Source organism: Halomonas sp. THAF5a (genome assembly GCF_009363755.1).
Lineage (GTDB): Bacteria > Pseudomonadota > Gammaproteobacteria > Pseudomonadales > Halomonadaceae > Halomonas.
In genome coordinates this window covers 3,390,867-3,410,323 of sequence record NZ_CP045417.1, presented here as the reverse complement: position 1 = coordinate 3,410,323, position 19,457 = coordinate 3,390,867, and the positions used below count along the sequence as shown (strand labels likewise).

General features: G+C 70.4%; 16 protein-coding genes. 7 read left to right on the top strand and 9 right to left on the bottom strand.

The window, feature by feature from the left end:
• Positions 1-7: 7 nt before the first annotated feature.
• From FIU83_RS15440 to FIU83_RS15415, 6 genes are all read right to left on the bottom strand, one after another.
• Positions 8-1,156, bottom strand: coding sequence for an efflux RND transporter periplasmic adaptor subunit (locus FIU83_RS15440; RefSeq protein WP_216645041.1), 1,149 nt, complete (start codon positions 1,154-1,156; stop codon positions 8-10).
• Between the two features lie 103 nt (positions 1,157-1,259).
• Entirely contained in the window at positions 1,260-2,288 is a 1,029-nt protein-coding gene (mgrA, locus tag FIU83_RS15435) for an L-glyceraldehyde 3-phosphate reductase (RefSeq protein ID WP_152484870.1), read from the bottom strand.
• Positions 2,289-2,343: 55 nt separating this feature from the next.
• Complete coding sequence (locus FIU83_RS15430; RefSeq protein WP_152484869.1) at positions 2,344-4,035, bottom strand: diguanylate cyclase; 1,692 nt, start codon at positions 4,033-4,035, stop codon at positions 2,344-2,346.
• A gap of 190 nt (positions 4,036-4,225) precedes the next feature.
• Positions 4,226-4,531 carry a hypothetical protein gene (locus FIU83_RS15425; RefSeq protein ID WP_253939498.1) on the bottom strand — a complete coding sequence of 102 codons (306 nt, stop codon included), beginning with the start codon at positions 4,529-4,531 and terminating at the stop codon, positions 4,226-4,228.
• A 203-nt stretch (positions 4,532-4,734) separates the two neighbouring features.
• On the bottom strand, positions 4,735-5,979 hold the full coding sequence (locus FIU83_RS15420; protein ID WP_152484867.1) for a ribonucleotide-diphosphate reductase subunit beta: 1,245 nt from the start codon (positions 5,977-5,979) through the stop codon (positions 4,735-4,737).
• Between the two features lie 85 nt (positions 5,980-6,064).
• Positions 6,065-8,968 carry a ribonucleoside-diphosphate reductase subunit alpha gene (locus tag FIU83_RS15415; RefSeq protein WP_152484866.1) on the bottom strand — a complete coding sequence of 968 codons (2,904 nt, stop codon included), beginning with the start codon at positions 8,966-8,968 and terminating at the stop codon, positions 6,065-6,067.
• A gap of 356 nt (positions 8,969-9,324) precedes the next feature.
• On the opposite strand from FIU83_RS15415, the gene FIU83_RS15410 reads away from it, so the two are divergent.
• Both FIU83_RS15410 and FIU83_RS15405 read left to right on the top strand, forming a co-directional pair.
• On the top strand, positions 9,325-10,038 hold the full coding sequence (locus tag FIU83_RS15410) for a winged helix-turn-helix domain-containing protein (RefSeq protein WP_152484865.1): 714 nt from the start codon (positions 9,325-9,327) through the stop codon (positions 10,036-10,038).
• Positions 10,039-10,041: 3 nt separating this feature from the next.
• Entirely contained in the window at positions 10,042-11,658 is a 1,617-nt protein-coding gene (locus FIU83_RS15405; protein ID WP_152484864.1) for an ATP-binding protein, read from the top strand.
• Here the strand turns inward: FIU83_RS15405 and FIU83_RS15400 are convergent.
• A complete protein-coding gene (locus tag FIU83_RS15400) occupies positions 11,645-12,559 on the bottom strand; it encodes a LysR family transcriptional regulator (RefSeq protein ID WP_152484863.1) in 915 nt (304 codons plus the stop codon). The two genes, FIU83_RS15405 and FIU83_RS15400, sit on opposite strands and share 14 nt — an antisense overlap.
• A gap of 102 nt (positions 12,560-12,661) precedes the next feature.
• On the opposite strand from FIU83_RS15400, the gene metE reads away from it, so the two are divergent.
• From metE to FIU83_RS15385, 3 genes are all read left to right on the top strand, one after another.
• Positions 12,662-14,968 carry a 5-methyltetrahydropteroyltriglutamate--homocysteine S-methyltransferase gene (gene metE, locus FIU83_RS15395; protein ID WP_152484862.1) on the top strand — a complete coding sequence of 769 codons (2,307 nt, stop codon included), beginning with the start codon at positions 12,662-12,664 and terminating at the stop codon, positions 14,966-14,968.
• A gap of 112 nt (positions 14,969-15,080) precedes the next feature.
• A complete protein-coding gene (locus FIU83_RS15390) occupies positions 15,081-15,851 on the top strand; it encodes a COG3650 family protein (RefSeq protein ID WP_152484861.1) in 771 nt (256 codons plus the stop codon).
• Positions 15,852-15,972: 121 nt separating this feature from the next.
• Positions 15,973-16,581 carry an FMN-dependent NADH-azoreductase gene (locus FIU83_RS15385; protein WP_152484860.1) on the top strand — a complete coding sequence of 203 codons (609 nt, stop codon included), beginning with the start codon at positions 15,973-15,975 and terminating at the stop codon, positions 16,579-16,581.
• Between the two features lie 79 nt (positions 16,582-16,660).
• On the opposite strand, the gene FIU83_RS15380 is transcribed toward FIU83_RS15385, so the two are convergent.
• Complete coding sequence (locus FIU83_RS15380; protein WP_152484859.1) at positions 16,661-17,728, bottom strand: metal-dependent hydrolase; 1,068 nt, start codon at positions 17,726-17,728, stop codon at positions 16,661-16,663.
• 199 nt (positions 17,729-17,927) lie between these two features.
• Positions 17,928-18,464 carry a DNA-3-methyladenine glycosylase I gene (locus tag FIU83_RS15375; protein ID WP_152484858.1) on the bottom strand — a complete coding sequence of 179 codons (537 nt, stop codon included), beginning with the start codon at positions 18,462-18,464 and terminating at the stop codon, positions 17,928-17,930.
• Between the two features lie 76 nt (positions 18,465-18,540).
• Here FIU83_RS15375 and FIU83_RS15370 point away from each other — a divergent pair, with 76 nt between their 5' ends.
• Positions 18,541-18,993 (top strand): DUF411 domain-containing protein, encoded by a 453-nt coding sequence (locus FIU83_RS15370; RefSeq protein WP_152484857.1) that lies wholly within the window; start codon positions 18,541-18,543, stop codon positions 18,991-18,993.
• A gap of 18 nt (positions 18,994-19,011) precedes the next feature.
• Positions 19,012-19,452 carry a VOC family protein gene (locus tag FIU83_RS15365; RefSeq protein WP_152484856.1) on the top strand — a complete coding sequence of 147 codons (441 nt, stop codon included), beginning with the start codon at positions 19,012-19,014 and terminating at the stop codon, positions 19,450-19,452.
• Positions 19,453-19,457 lie beyond the last annotated feature (5 nt).

Here is a 19,457-nt window from a genome sequence, read left to right as displayed (position 1 = left end):
GGCGGCCTCAGTGGTAGCGCTCGGGGCCGTGGCCGAGCAGGCTCACGGTCTGGCCGGGACGCACGAACTCCACGCCGCGGGCCACGATGCGCTCGCCCGGCGCCAGCGCGCCGCGCACGCTGGCCTGGCCCTCGCCCAGGCGCACCACCTCCACCGCGACCCGCTCGAGGGTCAGCGCGTCGGTGATGCGCAGCACGTGGGCGCCTCGCCGGCCGTCGCCGTCCTCGCCCGCGTCCTCCTGCTCGAACACCAGGGCGGTCATCGGCACCGGCAGCGCGCCGTCGCCCTCGGTCGCGCGCGGGTCCAGCGACAGCTCGACCCGGGCGGTCATGCCCGAGCGCAGGCCGGGGGGCGGCGCGTCCACGCCGAGGATCACCGGGTAGTCGTTGGAGGAGCGGGGCTGGGTGCCGAGGTGGCGCAGGGTGGCCGAGCTCTCGGCGCCCCCCAGGGCGGGCAGGAGGATGCGGTGAGTCGAGCCCAGCGCCAGGGCGTCGACGAGCGTCTCGGGCACGCTGGTCTCGACCTCGAAGCCCTCTCGGTCGGAGATCACCTCGAGCACCGGCTGGCCGGCGACGACCCGCTCGGCGGGCTCGGCCCGGCGCCGGCTCACGGAGCCGTCGAAGGGGGCCCCGAGGCGGGTCAGCGCCAGGTCACGCTCGGCGAGCGCGAGGGCCGCCCGGGCCGAGGCGAGGCGGGACTCGGCGGTGTCCAGGGCGGCCCGGGCGGCGTCCAGGCGCGTCTCGCTGACGTAGCCCTTGTCGGCGAGGCTGGCCTGGCGGCGGTAGTCCTGGCGCTTCTCGCGCCGCACCGCCTCGGCCTCACGGCGCTCGGCGCGGCGCTGGTCGGCCACCAGGCGGTAGCGGGCGGCGTCGAGCTCGGCGAGCACGTCCCCGGCGGCGAAGCGCTCGCCGACCTCCACGGGGAGCCGGTCGAGCTCGCCGGGGATCTCGAAGCTCAGCGCGGTGCGCTCGGCGGCCGTGACCCGGCCCGAGAGGCGGGTGATGGCTGCGCCGTTGCCCGCCTGGATGACGTGGCTGTCGACCACCGTGGGCGGCGGCTCGGCGGGCGGGCCCGCCTCCGGCGAGCAGCCGGTGGCCAGCCACGAGACGCTGGCCAGCAGCGCGAAGAGGGCCGACAGGCGGCGGGGGAGCGGCATGGACATTCCTCGACGACGAGCGATGGGCGTCGGGCGTGCCCGAGGCCAGGCCGCAGTGTATTAATCAGGTGATTAAATCGCAACGACGCCCGACGCCGGCGGCTCAGTGCGCCGAGGAGGCCGCCCAGAGGTTGACGCCGCCCTCCACCGCGTAGCGATCGATCTCGGCGAGCTCCTCGTCGCTGAAGGCCGGCCCCGAGAGGGCGCCCACGCTGTCGATCACCTGCTCCGGGCGGCTGGCGCCGATCAGCGCCGAGGTCACCCGGCCGCCGCGCAGCGTCCAGGCGATGGCCATCTGGGCGAGGGTCTGGCCGCGCCGCTCGGCGATCGCGTTCAGCGCCCGCACCCGTTCGAGGTTCTCCGCCGAGAGGTGGGCGTCGTTGAGCGCCTTGCCCCGCCGCCGGCGGCTGTCCTCGGGGATGCCGTCCAGGTACTTGTCGGTCAAGAGCCCCTGGGCCAGCGGCGAGAAGACGATCGACCCCATGCCAAGCTCGTCCAGGGTGTCGAGCAGGCCGTCGTCCTCGATCCAGCGATTGACCAGCGAGTAGCTGGGCTGGTGGATCAGGCAGGGCGTGCCCAGCGAACGCAGGATCGCCGCCGCCTCGCGGGTGCGCTCGGCGCTGTAGGAGGAGATGCCGGCATAGAGCGCCTTGCCCTGGCGTACCGCCTGGTCCAGCGCGCCCATGGTCTCCTCGAGGGGCGTCTCGGGGTCGAAGCGATGGGAGTAGAAGATGTCGACGCACTCGATGCCCAGGCGCTCGAGGCTGCGATCGAGGCTCGAGAGCAGGTATTTTCGGCTGCCCCACTCGCCGTAGGGCCCGGGATGCATGCGATAGCCGGCCTTGGTGGAGATCACCAGCTCATCGCGGTAGCCGGCGAAGTCGCTCGCGAGGAGGCGCCCGAACAGCGTCTCGGCGCTCCCCGGCGGCGGGCCGTAGTTGTTGGCCAGGTCGAAGTGGGTGATGCCGTGATCGAAGGCGGTGCGACAGATCGCCCGGGCGTTGTCGAGGCGCGCGGTCTCGCCGAAGTTCTGCCACAGCCCCAGCGACAGGGCGGGCAGCTTCAGGCCGCTGCGTCCGCAGCGGTGGTAGGGCATGCGCTCGTAGCGGTCGTCCGCGGGGGCGTAGGGCATGGGGGCTCCTCGTGGTGTCGTGGGCGCCCGCCCGCGCGAGCGGGCGGCCGTGGGGTCAGGCCGGGCAGTCGGCGAGGTGCGTGCGGTCGCGACCGGCGCGCTTGGCGGCGTAGAGGGCGGCGTCGGCGCGGCGGAAGAGATCGGCGTAGGGCTCGCCCGGCTGATGCTCGCCGATGCCGCCGCTGACGGTCACGCCGAGGGGCTGGCCGTCAGCGAGAGGCATCCGTCCACGCCTCACGTGGGTGCGCACGCGCTCGACGATCTCCCGGGCCTCCCGCTGGCGGGCACCCGGCATCACGATCACGAACTCCTCGCCGCCGGTGCGGGCCACGAAGTCGCCCTCGCGCAGAGACTGGCCCATGCGCTCGCCGAGCCAGCACAGCACCCGGTCGCCGACGTCGTGGCCGTGGGTGTCGTTGACCGCCTTGAAGTGGTCGATGTCCAGCACCGCCAGGGAGAAGGGCGGACCGCCGGCGGCACGCCTCTCCATCAGCTCTTCGATGCGGTGCTCCAGGGCGGAGCGGTTGGGCAGGCCGGTGAGGTGGTCGGTCAGCGCCTGGTTGGCCATCTGGTCGCGTTCGCGGCGCACCCGCTCGAGCTCGACCTCGTGGGTGATGACGCGTTCCGCGGCGTTGGCGATCAGCCGCAGCAGCTCCTCCTCGATCTCGCTGAAGGCGCGCCCGCGGGGGGCGGCGCTGGAGAAGTTGAGGGTGCCCCAGACCCGGCCGTTCACGCGCAGCGGCATGCCGATGTAGCACTCCAGGCCGAAGGCCTGGTAGCAGGGGTGGCCGCTGACGCGGGGATCCTCGCCCGCCTGGGTGGTATGGAAGACGTCCGCCTCGTCGAGCATCAGCCGGCAGTAGGTGTCGCCCAGCGGGAAGGTGGTGCCCGGCGCGATCTCCGGGCCGCGGGAGGCGGCCCACCAGACGGTGTAGCGCTCCTCCTCGATGCGGCTGATCAGGCCGATCTCCAGCGAGAGATAGGCCAGGGCGTCGTCCAGCAGCTGCTCGATGATCTCCCGGGTGCCGATATCGGTGCGGTTGATGCCGGTATGCACGTCGCGCAGCAGCTGGATCATGCTCGCGTACTCGGAGATGTCCTGGATGATGGCGTAGAACCCGACCACCTCGGCGTCGAGGAAATCGGGCACGTAGTGCACCTTGAAGTAGCAGGTGCGGCCGTCGGCCAGCGTCAGGCGGTCCTCGTAGTTCACCTCCTCCCCGGCTAGGGCGCGACGGAAGCGCGGCGCCACCTTGGCGTAGGAGGCCGCGTCGAGCACCGACGAGACCGGCAGGCCGTAGAGGGCCTCGCGGTCGAGGCCGATGAAGTCCAGGTAGGCCTGGTTGTTGAGGCGAAAGCAGCCCGCCGGGTCGACGTAGGCGACCATCACCGGCAGGCGGTCGGCGAGGCGCTGGATCACGCCGCTTTCCTCGGGGGACCTGGCCGTCAGCCGCAGGGCGACGCTGCCGTCGGCCAGCAGGAAGACGCCGCAGGCCTCGGTCTCCAGGGCCCGGGTCTGGCGCGGGCCGGGGTCGCGGGCGGTGAGCTGCTCGAGCAGATGGGCGGCCTGATGCGTGGGCGCGGTCGGCAGGGCATCCAGCGGGCGTCCGAGCAGGGCCTCGGGCGGCTCCCCGAGCAGGGCCCGGGTATCGCCGGTCGCCTCGAGGATGTGCCCCTCGCGGTCGAGGTGCAGGTGGACGGTCCGCGACAGCGCCAGGACTTCCTCGCGCCAGGAAGGTGAGCTCATGCAGTGAATCGCCTCTCGCTGATGTGACTCCGACGCTTCACGCTGCCCCAAGCTGGGACGAATGTCCACGAAAAGGCGCCGCCGGGAAGCCGGTAGGCGAACGATTCTGCACCATATCGAACCTGTTGCCGCCTTCGGCGCGGGCATGAGGCCCGCGCCGAAGGCGGTGTGGGGGAAGACCTCAGCAGGGTCAGTGCGAGTGCCGAGCGGTAGCGCCTGGCCGGCGGATGAAGCGCACCGGGGGATGGTGCCGCTCCTCCCCGGCGGCCCGCTCCGGTGCCGGGCGTACCTGCCAGCCGCGGCGGGTGGCCCAGGCCTTGAGCTCCCGGTAGTCGAGCAGGGGCTGCTGCCGGGGAGAGGAGGGAGCGGGAAAGGCGTTGGCGAGGTGGGGGTAGCGGGCCAGAACGTCGGCGCCGCCGTGGGCGCTCAGGGCGCGATCCAGGGCGGTCCGCCAGGCTCTGGCGTCGTGACGTGCGGTGGAGTGAGTGACCTGCATGGGGTGTACCTCCATTGAAGTGCCTGTTTCCGGGCCATGAAAAACGCCCCGCCCGGCGTGGCCGGACAGGGCGTCATCATCTGGGGTGGCGGCAGGCCGTTGGACGCGTCGCGCGGGTCGCGATCGGCAACTCCATCATGACGAGGCCTCCCTCCAGCATGGCCGGCGCTATGCCCCGGCCGCCTATGGGGTCAATCGATGGCTCAATCCCAGCTCAGCGCGCCGCCCACCTGGTACTCGGTGACGCGGGTCTCGAAGAAGTTCTTCTCCTTGCGCAGGTCGATGATCTCGCTCATCCACGGGAAGGGGTTCTTCGCGCCGGGGAACTGCTCCTTCAGGCCGATCTGGGCCAGGCGGCGGTTGCAGATGAAGTGGAGGTACTCCTCCATGATCGCCGCGTTCATGCCCAGCACGCCACGGGGCATGGTGTCCCGGGCGTAGGCGATCTCGAGCTCGGTGCCCTCGAGGATCATCTGGGTGACCTCGTCCTGGAACTCGGCCGTCCACAGGTGCGGGTTCTCGATCTTGATCTGGTTGATCATGTCCACGCCGAAGTTCAGGTGCATGGACTCGTCGCGCAGGATGTACTGGAACTGCTCGGCGACGCCGGTCATCTTGTTGCGGCGACCCATGGAGAGGATCTGGCTGAAGCCGCAGTAGAAGAAGATGCCCTCGGTGACGCAGTAGAAGGCGATCAGGTTGCGCAGCAGCTCCTGGTCGGTCTCCGGGGTGCCGGTCTGGAAGTCCGGGCGCGCCAGCGACTGGGTGTGCTTGAGGCTCCAGGCCGACTTGGCGGCGACGGAGGGCACCTCGCGGTACATGTTGAAGACCTCGCCTTCGTCCATGCCCAGCGACTCCACGCAGTACTGGTAGGCGTGGGTGTGGATCGCCTCCTCGAAGGCCTGGCGCAGCAGGTACTGGCGGCACTCGGGGTTGGTGATCAGGCGGTAGAGGGCCAGCACCAGGTTGTTGGCGACCAGCGAGTCCGCGGTGGAGAAGTAGCCCAGGCTGCGCTCGACGATGCGCCGCTCGTCCGCGGTGAGGCCTTCGGCGCTCTTCCACAGGGCGATGTCGGCGTTCATGTTCACTTCCTGGGGCATCCAGTGGTTGGCGCTGCCGTCCAGGTACTTCTGCCAGGCCCACTCGTACTTGAAGGGCACCAGCTGGTTGAGGTCGGCGCGCGCATTGATCATCTGCTTGTCGTCGACCTCGATGCGCGCCGCGCCCATCTCGAGCTCCTCGAGGCCGGCGGCCACGTCGAGCTCCTCCAGCGAGCGCTTGGCACGGGCCAGGCGGTCCTCGTCGGCCACCCGGTAGGCGCCGGCGCTCTCGGCCACCTCGTCCGGCGCGGGAGCGGGCTCGGGCGCGGCGGCCGGGGCGGGCTTGGCGGCGACCGGCTGCTCGGCCACCGCGCTGTCGTCTTCGTGAAATTCGTCCCAGTTCAGCATGTCGTCATCCTCGATGTGTCGTGGGGCCGGAAGGCCGCATGGGCCTTCCGGGCTTGAAGGGGGAAATGGCGCGCTCGCCGGGGCGTTACTGGCAGGCCTCGCAGCCCAGCTCGTCGATCTCGCCGGCGGAGGGGGCGCGGGAGCCGCTGCCGCTCTTGCCGGACAGGAAGTCCTCGACGCCGCGCGCCTCGGACTGGGCCTGCGGGCTCGGCGTCGGGGCCGGAGCGGCGTCCGGGGCGGCGTTGCTCACCGCGTTGAGGGTGCCGCGCTCCACGGTGGACTTCTCCACCGAGGTGGCGCCCAGGGCGCGCAGGTAGTAGGTGGTCTTGAGGCCACGGAACCAGGCCATCCGATAGGTCACGTCGAGCTTCTTGCCGGAGACGCCCTGGATGTAGAGGTTCAGTGACTGCGCCTGGTCGATCCACTTCTGGCGACGTGAGGCGGCCTCGACCAGCCACTTGGGCTCGACCTCGAAGGCGGTGGCGTAGCGGGCCTTGAGATCGGCCGGCACGCGGTCGATGGGCTGCACGCTGCCGTCGTAGTACTTGAGATCGTTGATCATCACCTCGTCCCACAGGCCGCGCGCCTTGAGGTCGTTGACCATGTAGGAGTTGACCACCGTGAACTCGCCGGAGAGGTTCGATTTCACGAACAGGTTCTGATAGGTCGGCTCGATCGACTGCGACACGCCGCAGATGTTGGAGATGGTCGCGGTCGGGGCGATGGCCATGACATTGGAGTTGCGCATGCCCTGCTCGGCGAGCTTCTCGCGGATGCGGTCCCAGTCCTGGGTCTGGGAGGTGTCGACCTCGATGTACTTCTCGCCGCGCTCGGCCTTCAGCTTCTCGATGGAGTCGATGGGCAGCACGCCCTGGCTCCACAGCGAGCCCTCGTAGCTCTCGTAGCGGCCGCGCTCGGCGGCGAGGTCCGAGGAGGCCTCGATGGCGTGGTAGCTGACCAGCTCCATGGAACGGTCGGCAAACTCGACGGCGTCTTCGGAAGCGTAGGCGATGCCGTGGGCGTAGAGGGCGTCCTGGAAGCCCATGATGCCGAGCCCCACCGGGCGATGCTTGAGGTTCGAGTTCTTGGCCTGGGGCACCGCGTAGTAGTTGATGTCGATGACGTTATCGAGCATCCGCACCGCGGTACGCACGGTCTTCCTGAGCTTCTCGCCGTCGAGCTCGCCGTCGATCATGTGCTGGGCCAGGTTGACCGAGCCCAGGTTGCACACCGCGATCTCGTCCACCGAGGTGTTCAGAGTGATCTCGGTGCACAGGTTGGAGCTGTGCACCACGCCGGCGTGCTGCTGGGGGCTTCTCAGGTTGCACGGATCCTTGAAGGTGATCCAGGGGTGGCCGGTCTCGAACAGCATCGAGAGCATCTTGCGCCACAGGTCCTTGGCCTTGACCCGCTTGAAGAGCTTGAGCTGGCCGTTGCGGGTCATCTCCTCGTACTCCTGATAGCGCTGCTCGAAGGCGGCGCCGTACAGGTCGTGGAGGTCCGGGCAGGTGGCCGGCGAGAACAGCGTCCACTCCTCGTCGTCGAAGACGCGCTTCATGAACAGGTCCGGCACCCAGTTGGCGGTGTTCATGTCGTGGGTGCGGCGGCGGTCGTCGCCGGTGTTCTTGCGCAGCTCCAGGAACTCCTCGACGTCGAGGTGCCAGCTCTCGAGGTAGGCGCAGACGGCGCCCTTGCGCTTGCCGCCCTGGTTGACGGCCACCGCGGTATCGTTGACCACCTTGAGGAAGGGCACGACGCCCTGGGACTTGCCGTTGGTGCCCTTGATGTAGGAGCCCAGGGCACGCACCGGCGTCCAGTCGTTGCCGAGGCCCCCGGCCCACTTGGAGAGCATGGCGTTGTCGCGGATGGCGCTGTAGATGCCGTCCAGGTGGTCGGGCACGGTGGTCAGGTAGCAGCTGGAGAGCTGGCTGCGCTGGGTGCCGGCGTTGAACAGGGTCGGCGTGGAGGCCATGTAGTCGAAGCTGGAGAGCAGCTCGTAGAACTCGATGGCCCGCGCCTCGCGGTCGTCCTCGTTGAGGGCCAGGCCCATGGCGACGCGCATGAACATCACCTGGGGCAGCTCGTAGCGCACCTCGTCCTGGTGGATGAAGTAGCGGTCGTAGAGGGTCTGCAGGCCCAGGTAGGTGAAGGCGTTGTCGCGGGTGTGGTCCAGCGCCGCGCCCAGGCGCTCCAGGTCGAAGTCGGCCAGCGCCTCGTCGAGCTGCTCGAACTCGATGCCCTTGGCGATGTAGGCCTTGAAGGCCGGGGCGTAGAGCTCGGCCATGTCGCCGTAGGTGGCCTCCTCGGCCACGCCCAGGAAGGAGAGCGCCTCGCGGCGGATGTTGTCCTGCAGCAGGCGGGCGGTGACGTAGGTGTAGCTCGGGTCCTTCTCGACCAGGGTGCGCGCGGTCATGGTCAGCGCCTGGGAGACGCCGTCGGCGCTGACGCCGTCGTAGAGGTTGCGCACCGAGTCGTCGACGATCTTCTGCGGTTCGGTGTTGGGCAGGTCCGAGCAGGCCTCATAGACCAGGGTCTCGATGCGGCCGAGGTCCAGCGGCCGGGTGCTGCCGTCGGGCAGGGTGACGTTGAGGCTCGGGTGCGGCTTCTGGATGGCGTCACCGGCGGCGGCGCGGGCCCGGGCGTGCTCCTCGCGGTAGAGCACGTAGGCGCGAGCGACCTTCTGCTCGCCGCCGCGCATCAGTGCCAGCTCGACCTGGTCCTGGATGTCCTCGATGTGCAGGGTGCCGCCGTCGGGCATGCGCCGCAGGAAGGCGTGCTCGATCGCCTCGGTGGACTGGCGGACGAAGTCGCGGACCCGGGAGGAGGCGGCGGCGTTGTCGCCCTCCACGGCGATGAAGGCCTTGCTCATGGCCACGGCGATCTTGTCGGCATCGAAGGGCATGACGTCGCCGTTGCGCTTGATGACGCGCAGGGCCTGGGGTGCGGTGACGGAAACGGACGACTCGTCCGGTGTGACAGTGGTATCCATGGCGCCGGGTCCCTGACTCGGTGAAACGTGTGGTGAAGGCCGCCGTACGGGCGACGGTTGACAGCTGTGGGTGTGATTGTTAGTGGCACATGATGTAGTGCTCGTGCCGGATCGAGGCACAAGATAGTGTGCTTTCTCGGCTTCATCAAGTGGATAACCTGTGGATGGGCTGTGGCCTTCCGTGGGGTAGAATCGCGCCATCCGCCAGGCCCCGTGGTTGGGCCTGGCGACACTTCCTGTCGCCAGGTGACGACGGGAAGGCGAGACCCCGGTTTTCGGGTATCCTTCTAGGCAAAGGCATCGGCTCCGCCCCGGGAGCCCGCCCCGCTAACCTGCGCGCCAGGATGGAACAGAGGATGGACGACAGCTTGCAAGCCCAGGAAATGGATCACGTGCTGATCATCGAGGATGACGAACGATTGGCCGAGCTGACCCGCGACTACCTGGAGGCCAACGGCTTCCAGGTCACGGTCGAGGCCGACGGCGCCCGCGGCGTCGAGCGGATCCTCTCCCTGCAGCCGGACCTGGTGATCCTCGACCTGATGCTGCCCGGCGAGGATGGCCTGTCGATCTGCCGCCGGGTGCGCAGCGAGTACCCCGGCCCGATCATGATGCTCACCGCCCGCACCGACGACATGGACCAGGTGCTGGGCCTCGAGATGGGCGCCGACGACTATGTGCCCAAGCCTGTGCAGCCGCGGGTGCTGCTGGCCCGCATGCGCGCCCTGCTGCGACGCGCCGAGCCCGGGGCCGCCGGCGAGGAGGCGCGCCTGACCTTCAGCGACCTGGTGATCGACAATGCGACGCGGGAGGCCTGGCTCGACGGCGAGCGCATCGACCTGACCAGCGCCGAGTTCGACCTGCTGTGGCTGCTGGCCAGCAACGCCGGCCGGGTGCTGACCCGGGAAGAGATCTTCGATCGCCTGCGCGGCATTCGCTACGACGGCCAGGACCGCTCCATCGACGTGCGCGTCTCGCGCATTCGCCCCAAGATCGGCGACGACCCCAACCAGCCGCACCGCATCAAGACGGTGCGCAGCAAGGGCTACCTCTTCGTCAGGGACGGCTGATCCATGCCGCGGAGGCTGGCCGACAGCACCTTCCTGCGCGTCTATGTGCTGCTCGCCCTGGCGCTGCTGCTGACCTTCGGACTGGCCCTGCTGGGGCTGGCCCTGGTCGACCAGGTACGCCGCGAGCACTATCGCGAGCAGCTGGTCGAGCCGCCCATGCGCGTGCTGAGCCGCTGGGTCGAGTCGCTGCCCGAGGCAGAGCGCGAGGCGTGGCTGCGGGAGCGCTCCGAGCAGCTCGACATGACCCTGCGGGTGGTGCCGGTCGAGGCGCGTACCCTCAACTACTTCTCGCGCACCCGCCTGCGCGCGGGCCGGGTCCTAGTGCTCCACCGCCAGGATCAGAGCTGGCGGCTCTGGCACCTGCTGGACGACCAGCGACGGCTGCTCGAGGTGGACGTGGCGACCATCAGCGAGCAGCAGCTGCGCGGGCTGACCGAGCTCTTCGCCGAGTGGCTTGCCCGGGTGCCCGCCGGCGAGCGCCAGGCCCATCTCGAGCGCATGGCCGGCGACGCCGTGCCCCTGGCGCTGCTCGCCACGGCCCCGGAGGCGCTGGATACCCGGCAGCTGGTGCGCCTGGCGGACGGCGAGGTGGTCATCCGCCTGCTCCCGGGGCGTCTCTCCATGGCGATGTATCGCCTGCTGCCCAGCGACGGGGTCCGGGTGAGCTGGCTCGCCATCGGCCCCGTGAAGGCCTTCGAGCCGCTGCCCCTGCCGCTGCAGCTGACGCTGCTGATGCTGCTGCTCAGTGTGCTGGCGGCGATCATCTACCTGATCGTGCGCGGCGTGGAGGCTCGCATGGCGCGCCTCGAGCTCGCCGCCACGCGCATCGCCGGCGGGCGCCTGGACACTCGGGTCAAGGTCGAGAGCGGCGACTTCCTGGGCCGGCTGGGGATGGCCTTCAACGGCATGGCGGCCCAGGTGCAGTCGCTGCTGCGCGCCCAGCAGGACATGATCCGCGCCGTCTCCCACGAGCTGCGCACCCCGGTGGCTCGGATCCGCTTCGCGGTGCAGATGGTCGAGGACATGACCGACGATCCGGCGATCCGCCGCCAGCTCGAGGGCGTCGACGGCGATATCGGCGAGCTCGACGAGCTGATCGACGAGATCCTTACCTATGCTCGGCTGGGCAGCGAGACCGCCAACGGCGGCGAGCTCGAGACCTCGCTGGTCGACTGCCGCGCCATGGCCGAGCGCGTCATCGAGGCCCTGCGCCCGCTGCACGGCGGCATCCGGATCGAGCTGGTCGAGGGGGCGGAGGTGGAGGTCCAGGCCGAGCCCCGCTATTTGCAGCGTGCCCTGCAGAACCTGGTGGCCAACGCCTGTCGCCACGCCCGCGGCCGGGTGGTGATCCGCCTCCAGGGCGAGCCGCGGCTGGTGCGCGTGGACGTCGAGGATGACGGCCCGGGGATCCCCGCCGCGCAGCGCTCGGAGGTCTTCAAGCCCTTCGCGCGCCTCGACGACAGCCGCACCCGCCGCTCCGGGGGCTATGGCCTCGGGCTCTCCATCGTGCAGAAGATCATGGCCTGGCACCGGGGCAGCGTGGCGGTGGACGCCAGCGCCGAGCTGGGCGGGGCGCGCTTCACCCTGCTGCTGCCGCGCCGCGCGCCTAGGCCGGCTTGATCCCCTCCAGCACCGCAAACGACGTCTCCCGGGCGGTGCGCAGGAAGTCCTCCATCCAGGGGGCGTCGCGGGTCTCCTCGCGAATCGCCGCGAACAGGGTGCTCCACACCCCCTTCTCGCCCAGCGGCACCGCCTTGACGTAGTCGCGCTCCAGGTACTCGGTCAGCGCCCAGTTGGGCAGCGCACAGACGCCGCGACCGCTGGCCACCAGCTGCATCATCATGATGGTGAGCTCGGCGGTACGGACCTCCTGGGGGCGCACGCCGGCGGGGTCGAGGAACTGGGTGAAGACGTCCAGCATGGTGTGGTCCACCGGGTAGGTGATCAGAGTCTCCTCGGCCAGCTCCTCGGGCACCACGAAGGGACGGCCGGCCAGGGGATGCTGGCGCGCTACGGCGAGCAGCCCCTCGTAGCGGAACAGCGGCTCGTAGTGCACCCCCGGCAGCGGCTGGGGATCGGCGGTGATCACCAGGTCGAGTTGCTCGCGGGCCAGCGCCGGGAGCGGGTCGAAGTGGTGGCCGCCGGGGATGTCGATCTCCACCTCCGGCCAGTGGTCGCGGAAGTGGTCGACGGTGGGCATCAGCCACTGGAAGCAGCTGTGGCACTCGATGGCCATGTGCAGCCGTCCCTGCTCGTTGCCGGCCAGCCGGGCCAGGTCGCGCTCGGCCATGCGCACCTGGGGCAGCACCTGCTCGGCCAGGGTCAAAAGCCGCAGGCCGGCGCGGGTGAACTCCACCGGGCGGGTCTTGCGCAGGAACAGCGGACTGCCCAGGCGCTCCTCCAGGTCCTTGATCTGGTGGGAGAGGGCCGACTGGGTCAGGTGCACGCGTTCGGCCGCCTCCACCAGTGAGCCGGCATCGCGCAGGGCGACCAGGGTGCGCAGATGGCGAAGTTCGAGCATTAGGTGAGCCTGATTCATCTTTAAGATTAGCAAGTTTAGTTTGATTCACCCCCGGTGGCCAGCGAGACTCTCCAGAATCATTCATGGAGAGAGAGTCTTATCATGACGGTTGCTCATGTCATCGGCTATCCGCGCATCGGGGCGGACCGCGAACTGAAGCGCGCCACCGAGGCCTACTGGCAGGGGACCCTCGACCGCGAGGCCCTGGAGGCCACCGGGCGAGAGCTGCGCCTGGCGAACTGGGCGGCCCAGCGCGAGGCCGGCCTGGACCTCGTGACCGTGGGCGACTTCGCCTTCTACGACCAGGTGCTCGACGTCTCGACGATGGTCGGGGCGGTGCCGGCCCGCTTCGGTGCCGAGGAGGAGCTGGCCCGCGGCGAGGTGGACCTCGACACCGCCTTTCGCATGGCCCGGGGCCGCGCCCCCGGCGGCGTGCCGGCCGCGGCCTGCGAGATGACCAAGTTCTTCGATACCAACTACCACTACCTGGTCCCGGAGCTGCATCCCGGCCAGCGTTTCCGGCTTGCCAGCACCCGGCTGTTCGAACAGGTGGCGGAGGCGCGCGGCACCGGCCACGCGGTCAAGGTGGCGCTGACCGGCCCGCTGACCTGGCTGTGGCTCGGCAAGGGGCGCGGCGACGTGCCCGAGGACTTCGATCGCCTCGCGCTGCTCGACGGCCTGGTCGACGTCTACGCCCAGATCCTCGAACGGCTGAGCGGGCAGGGCGTCGAGTGGGTGCAGCTCGACGAGTCGGCGCTGGTGCAGGACCTCCCGCTCGCCTGGCGCCAGGCCTATGAGCGCGCCTATCACCGCCTCCAGGCCGCCCCGGTCAAGCTGCTGCTGGCCAGCCCCTTCGGCGGCCTCGGCGACAACCTCTCCCTGGCGGTGAGCCTGCCGGTGGCCGGCCTGCATCTCGATGCAGTGCGCGCGCCCCACGAGCTAGAGCCAGTGCTCGACCGCCTGCTGCCCCACAAGGTGCTCTCAGTCGGGGCGATCGACGGGCGCAACGTCTGGCGGGCCGACCTGGCGCTGTGGCGCGAGCGCCTGGCCGTGGCCCGCATGCGCCTGGGCGACCGGCTGTGGATCGCCACCAGCTGCTCGCTGCTGCACGTGCCGGTGGACCTCGCGGCGGAGACCGACCTGGATCCCGAGCTGACGCGCTGGCTGGCCTTCGCCCGCCAGAAGCTCGACGAGGTCGCGACCCTGGCCCGGCTGCTCGACGGCCGCGCCGACGCCGCCGACCGCGAGCGCGTGGAGGCGGCCAGCCGCGCCCTCGAGGCGCGCCGCGAGGCCGAGCGCCTGCATCGCCCCGAGGTGGCCGAGCGGCTGGCCGGCGTCGGCGAGGACGAGACCCGGCGCCGGCGCTCCTACGCCGAGCGCGCCCTGGCCCAGCAGCGCCACCTCGCCTTGCCGCTGTTCCCCACCACCACCATCGGCTCCTTCCCCCAGACCGGCGAGATCCGCGCCGCGCGGCGCGCCTTCAAGGCCGGCGAGCTCTCCCGGGAGGCCTACGAGACGCGGATGCGCGAGGAGATCGCCGGGGCCGTGGCGCGCCAGGAGGCGCTCGGCATCGACATGCCGGTGCACGGCGAGCCGGAGCGCAACGACATGGTCGAGTATTTCGGCGAGCAGCTCGACGGCTTCGCCTTCACCCGCTTCGGCTGGGTGCAGAGCTACGGCACGCGCTGCGTCAAGCCGCCGATCCTGTTCGGCGACGTGGTGCGTCCGGCGGCCATGACGGTGCGCTGGAGCGAGCACGCCCAGTCGCTCACCGAGCGGCCGATGAAGGGCATGCTCACCGGCCCCGTCACCATGCTGCAGTGGTCCTTCGTGCGCGACGACCAGTCCCGGGAGACCACCTGCCGGCAGATCGCCCTGGCGCTGCGCGACGAGGTGCTCGACCTCGAGGCGGCGGGCATCCGCGCCATCCAGATCGACGAGCCGGCGCTGCGCGAGGGACTGCCGCTGCGCCAGGCCGAATGGCAGGGCTACCTCGACTGGGCCGTGGCGTGCTTCCGGCTGGCCTCGGCGGGGGTGCGCGACGAGACGCAGATCCACACCCACATGTGCTACGCGGAGTTCAACGACATCATCGCCGCCATCGCGGCCCTGGACGCCGACGTCATCACCATCGAGACCTCGCGCTCGGACATGGAGCTGCTCGACGCCTTCGAGGACTTCGCCTACCCCAACGCCATCGGGCCCGGCGTCTACGACATCCACTCGCCGAACATTCCCGAGGTGGACTGGATGGTGGCGCTGATGGCCAAGGCCGCCGAGCGCATCCCGGTCGAGCGGCTCTGGGTGAACCCGGACTGCGGTCTCAAGACCCGCGGCTGGGCCGAGGTGGAGCCGGCGCTCGCCAACATGGTGGAGGCGGCGCGGGTGCTGCGTCAGCGTCACGGCTGATCCGTCTCTTGCCGGGCGGCGCCAAGCCGTCCGGCGGCTGGTATCCTGGCGGTAACGAAAGCGCACGCCGTGTCAGCGCCCGTCAAGGAATCGTTCGCCAAGGAGCCCCGCCATGCCCCGTTCTGCCTCCCTCCGTCTCGCCCTGCCGCTGCTGATGGCCCTGGGGCTGTCCGGCTGCATTACCGTCGTGAGCGCGCCGTCGCCCCAGCCGACGTCCGCCTCCCCGGCCGCGAACGACACGGCGCCGGAGGATCAGGCAAAGGACGAGGCCGCGCCCAAGGCGCCGCTGCTGCCCTCGACGCTGTTTCCCGGCCAGGCCGACAAGCTGACCGCCTGGCGCTGCACGCCGGCCCAGGACCTGGTCACCGCCGCGACCGAGGAGGAGCTGCGGCTCTGGTCCGCCCAGGGGGGCACGCGCCTCGCCCCCGCCGTGGTGGCCAGCGGCGCCCGCTACCAGCAGGGCGACCTGAGCTTCTGGAACAAGGGGCGCGAGGCGCTGGTCGAGAGCCAGCGCGGTCGGCTCGACTGCCGTGTCGACGTCACCCACGATGCCCTGACGCGCCAGGCGCACCCCGGGGTGATGTTCCGCGGCCAGGGCAACGAGCCGGGCTGGTATGTCGAACTCGCCAACGACGTGCCCGAGCTGACCCTGAGCCTGGATTATGGTCGCCGGGAGGTGACCCTGCCCTATCGGGTGACCACCCTGGACAACGGCGCCGGGCGGGTGATCCTGGCCAGCGGCCAGGCGGCGCGCCCCTTCACCCTGCGCATGGAGGCGAAGGCCTGCTTCGACAGCATGAGCGGCCGGCCCTGGCCGGCCCGGGTGACCCTCTCGCTCAACGACAAGGTCTACCGAGGCTGCGGCCAGGGCATCGCCCCCTGAGGGCTCGGGTGGGGCATTCATTTCGATTTTATCGAAATGAATCGGCGGATCTTTGCGCTTTTCGTTGCATTTGGTGCACGTAGAATGAGCGTCATCACCCGCTGACGCTCAGGAGTTCGCCATGACCACCCGCGCCCTCATCCTCACCTCGTCGATCCTCGGCGAGCACGGCCAGTCCAACGCCCTGGCCGAGCACTTCCAGCGCGAGGCCGCCGCCCGCGACGGCCTCCAGGTTACCGTGCGCGACCTGGTGGCCGACGAGCTGCCGCACCTGACCCAGCCGGAGCTCGCCAGCTGGCAGGTGCCGGCGGACGAGCGCTCGGATGAGCAGCGCGCCCTGGCCGCGCGTTCCGACGACCTGATCCGCGAGCTGCGGGCCCACGACGTCGTGGTGCTGGCGGTGCCGATGTACAACCTCGGCGTGCCCTCCCAGCTCAAGGCCTGGTTCGACCGCGTGCTGCGCGCCGGCGAGACCTTCCGCTACACCGAGAAGGGCCCCCAGGGCCTGGTCGAGGGCAAGCGCGCGGTGATCCTGGCGGCCCGGGGCGGGCAGTATGCCGGCACCGAGATGGACAGCCAGACGCCACACCTCAAGGGCATGCTGGGGCTGATCGGCATCACCGAGGTGGATGTGGTCTTCGCCGAGGGGCTCGCCATGGGCGACGCCCGCCGCGAGACGGCGCTGACCGAGGCGAAGCAGGCCATCGCGGGGCTCGTGGAGCGCCTCTGACTGTCCAGGCAGTGACGACAACGCGAACGGGGCGGCCGAGGCCGCCCCGTTCGCGTTCTGGGGTTCAGGCTGCGATCCCTCAGCAGGCGCCGGGCGCGCCGATCCACCACTGGCGGGCGACGAAGTCGCTGGTGCAGAGTCGCGGCTGCGGGCTCAACAGGCGCCCGCCGAGCCGCGCCAGCGCCTCGCGGCGGTTGGTGCCGGCAGCGGCGAGCTGTTCGGAGACGGGCACCGGCCGCCAGTCGTCGCCCGTGCGGGTCGCCAGGGTGAAGGCGAAGGGGTGGAAGCCCGGGAAGCCCAGGCGCAGGTCGGTGGCGACCAGGGTGTCCCGGCCGTCGTGCTCGCGCACCTCATAGCGCAGGAAGGGGCCGGCGAACCAGTCCAGCCGCCGCCCGCGACGGCTCTCGAGCGCCTCGGCCTCCAGCTCGGCACCGCGGGCGTAGGTCTCGAGCAGCGGGGCGCTGTCGCCGTCGAGGACCCCCACCAGGGCCTCGTGGTAGCGCGGGCCGTCCGCCACGGTGACGCGCCACAGCAGGATATTGAAGGGAGTGGGCTGGACCAGTCGTGGGGCCTGCTCGAGCCCCCGCTCGGCCAGCACCGGCTCGATGCGCGTCTCGACCAGCTGCCGGGCGCCCATGGCGAGCACCAGGTAGGCGCAGGCCAGCGCCAGGCCCCAGGTCGCGGGGCGCGCCGCCCGGCCGGTGACCAGCGCCACGCCGATGCCGCCCAGCAGCGGCAGGGTGTAGAGCGGGTCGATGATGAAGACGTGGGGCCAGGCCGTCGGTCGCACTCGAAGCGGCCACCAGAGCTGGGTGCCGTAGGTGGTCAGGGCGTCGAGCAGCGGATGGGTCAGCAGGATCAGGGCGAAGAAGGCGCCCCAGCGCGCCGGCGAGATCTCCCGGGTGCGCGAGAGGCGCGACGACAGCAGCGCCAGCACGGTGGCGAGCCCCGCCAGCACGAACAGCGAGTGCGAGAAGCCGCGGTGGCGGGTGACGTTGGCCACGGCATCGCCGTAGTCGATGATCACGTCCAGGTCGGGCAGGGTGCCGAGCACCGCGCCGATCAGCACCGCCTTTCGGCCCAGCCGCCGGCCGAGCACCGCGCCGCCGATCGCCGCGCCCAGCGCGGCCTGGGTCATCGAATCCATCGGGAGACTTTCCTCGCAACGAGAGTACTTGGCCATGATGCCATGATCATGGACCGTTGCGGATAGCGGCAGTGCTTGGCGTTTTTGCCGGAGACAGGCCCCGGGGTGCCGGACCATCGAGGGGGCGCTGTAAACCCATCCCTGGCGTAGGACCCCCTCTACGGCCTGTCTCCGGCACGCCTCGCTCCGAGGCCGATCATTACCTGTTTGCCCAGGCCGGGCCGGCGTCGAGGATGCGCGCCTGCACCGGACAGTCGTCGCGATGGGCGCCGGGCAGGTAGCCGCTGCTCATCAGGAACTCGCCGACGATCTCGGGCCCGGTGAAGCGGAAGGTGCGCTTGAACAGGCGCACCCAGTCGCCGTGCGCGAGGGGGTGGTGGTGATCCAGCCAGGCCTGGAAGCTGCCGTGCTCGGCGCGCAGCGCCTGGATCACGCCGGCGTTGTGGATCGCCGCGTCGACCTTCAGGCGGTTGCGGATGATGTCGGCGTCGCCCAGCAGCCGCGCGCGGTCGGCCTCGCGGTAGGCGGCGACCCGGTCGATGTCGAAGCCCTCGAAGGCGGCCTGGAAGGCCGCGCGCTTCTTCAGCACGGTGAGCCAGGAGAGCCCCGCCTGGTTGATCTCCAGCACCAGGCGCTCGAAGAGGGTGGCGTCATCGCTGACCGGGAAGCCGTACTCGTGGTCGTGGTAGGGACCGTGGAACGGATGGCCGGGGGCCAGGTCGCAGTAGTGGCTCATGCTGTCGCTCCGGGGTGGCAGAGGAGCCGGGAGATGCCCGACAATCGATGATACCTTACCCCTTGGAGTGCCTGTCATGACACCACTGCACCGCCTGATCCTCGCCGGCGCCCTGGCGAGCGCCGCCGCCAGCCCCGCCTTGGCCGAGGCGCCCCTGGTGGAGATGCACAAGGATCCCAACTGCGGCTGCTGCACGGCCTGGGCCGAGCACATGGAGGCGGCGGGCTTCGAGGTGCGCCAGCACGCGACCCGTGACATGCGCGCGGTGAAGATCGAGCACGGCCTGACGCCGGGGCTCGCCTCCTGCCACACGGCGGTGGTCGACGGCTACGTGATCGAGGGCCACGTGCCGGCGGCCGACGTGCGCCGCCTGCTCGACGAGCGCCCCGACCTGGCGGGCCTCGCCGTGCCGGGCATGCCCCACGGCTCCCCCGGCATGGAGACCGGGCGCCATGACGACTACGCCGTGCTGGGCTGGCACCACGACGACCGCACGCCGTCGGTCTTCGCCGAATACACCCACGATTGAAGCGACAGGAGTTCCCCCATGCAGTACCTGCACACCATGGTTCGCGTCAGCGACCTCGACGCCTCGCTGCACTTCTACTGCGACCTGCTGGGCCTCAAGGAGGTGCGCCGCAAGGAGAACGAGAAGGGACGCTTCACCCTGGTCTTCCTGGCCGCGCCCCAGGACGAGGCGCGTTCGGCGGAGATCCAGGCCCCCGAGCTCGAGCTGACCTGGAACTGGGACCCGGAGGCGTACACCGGCGGGCGCAACTTCGGCCACCTGGCCTACCGGGTGGAAGATATCTATGCCCTCTGCGAGCACCTCCAGGCCAACGGCGTGACTATCAATCGCCCGCCCCGGGACGGTCACATGGCCTTCGTCAGGAGCCCCGATGGCATCTCGGTGGAGCTGCTGCAGGCCGGCGACGCCCAGCCGCCCAGGGAGCCCTGGGCGTCCATGGAGAACACCGGCACCTGGTGAGGGCC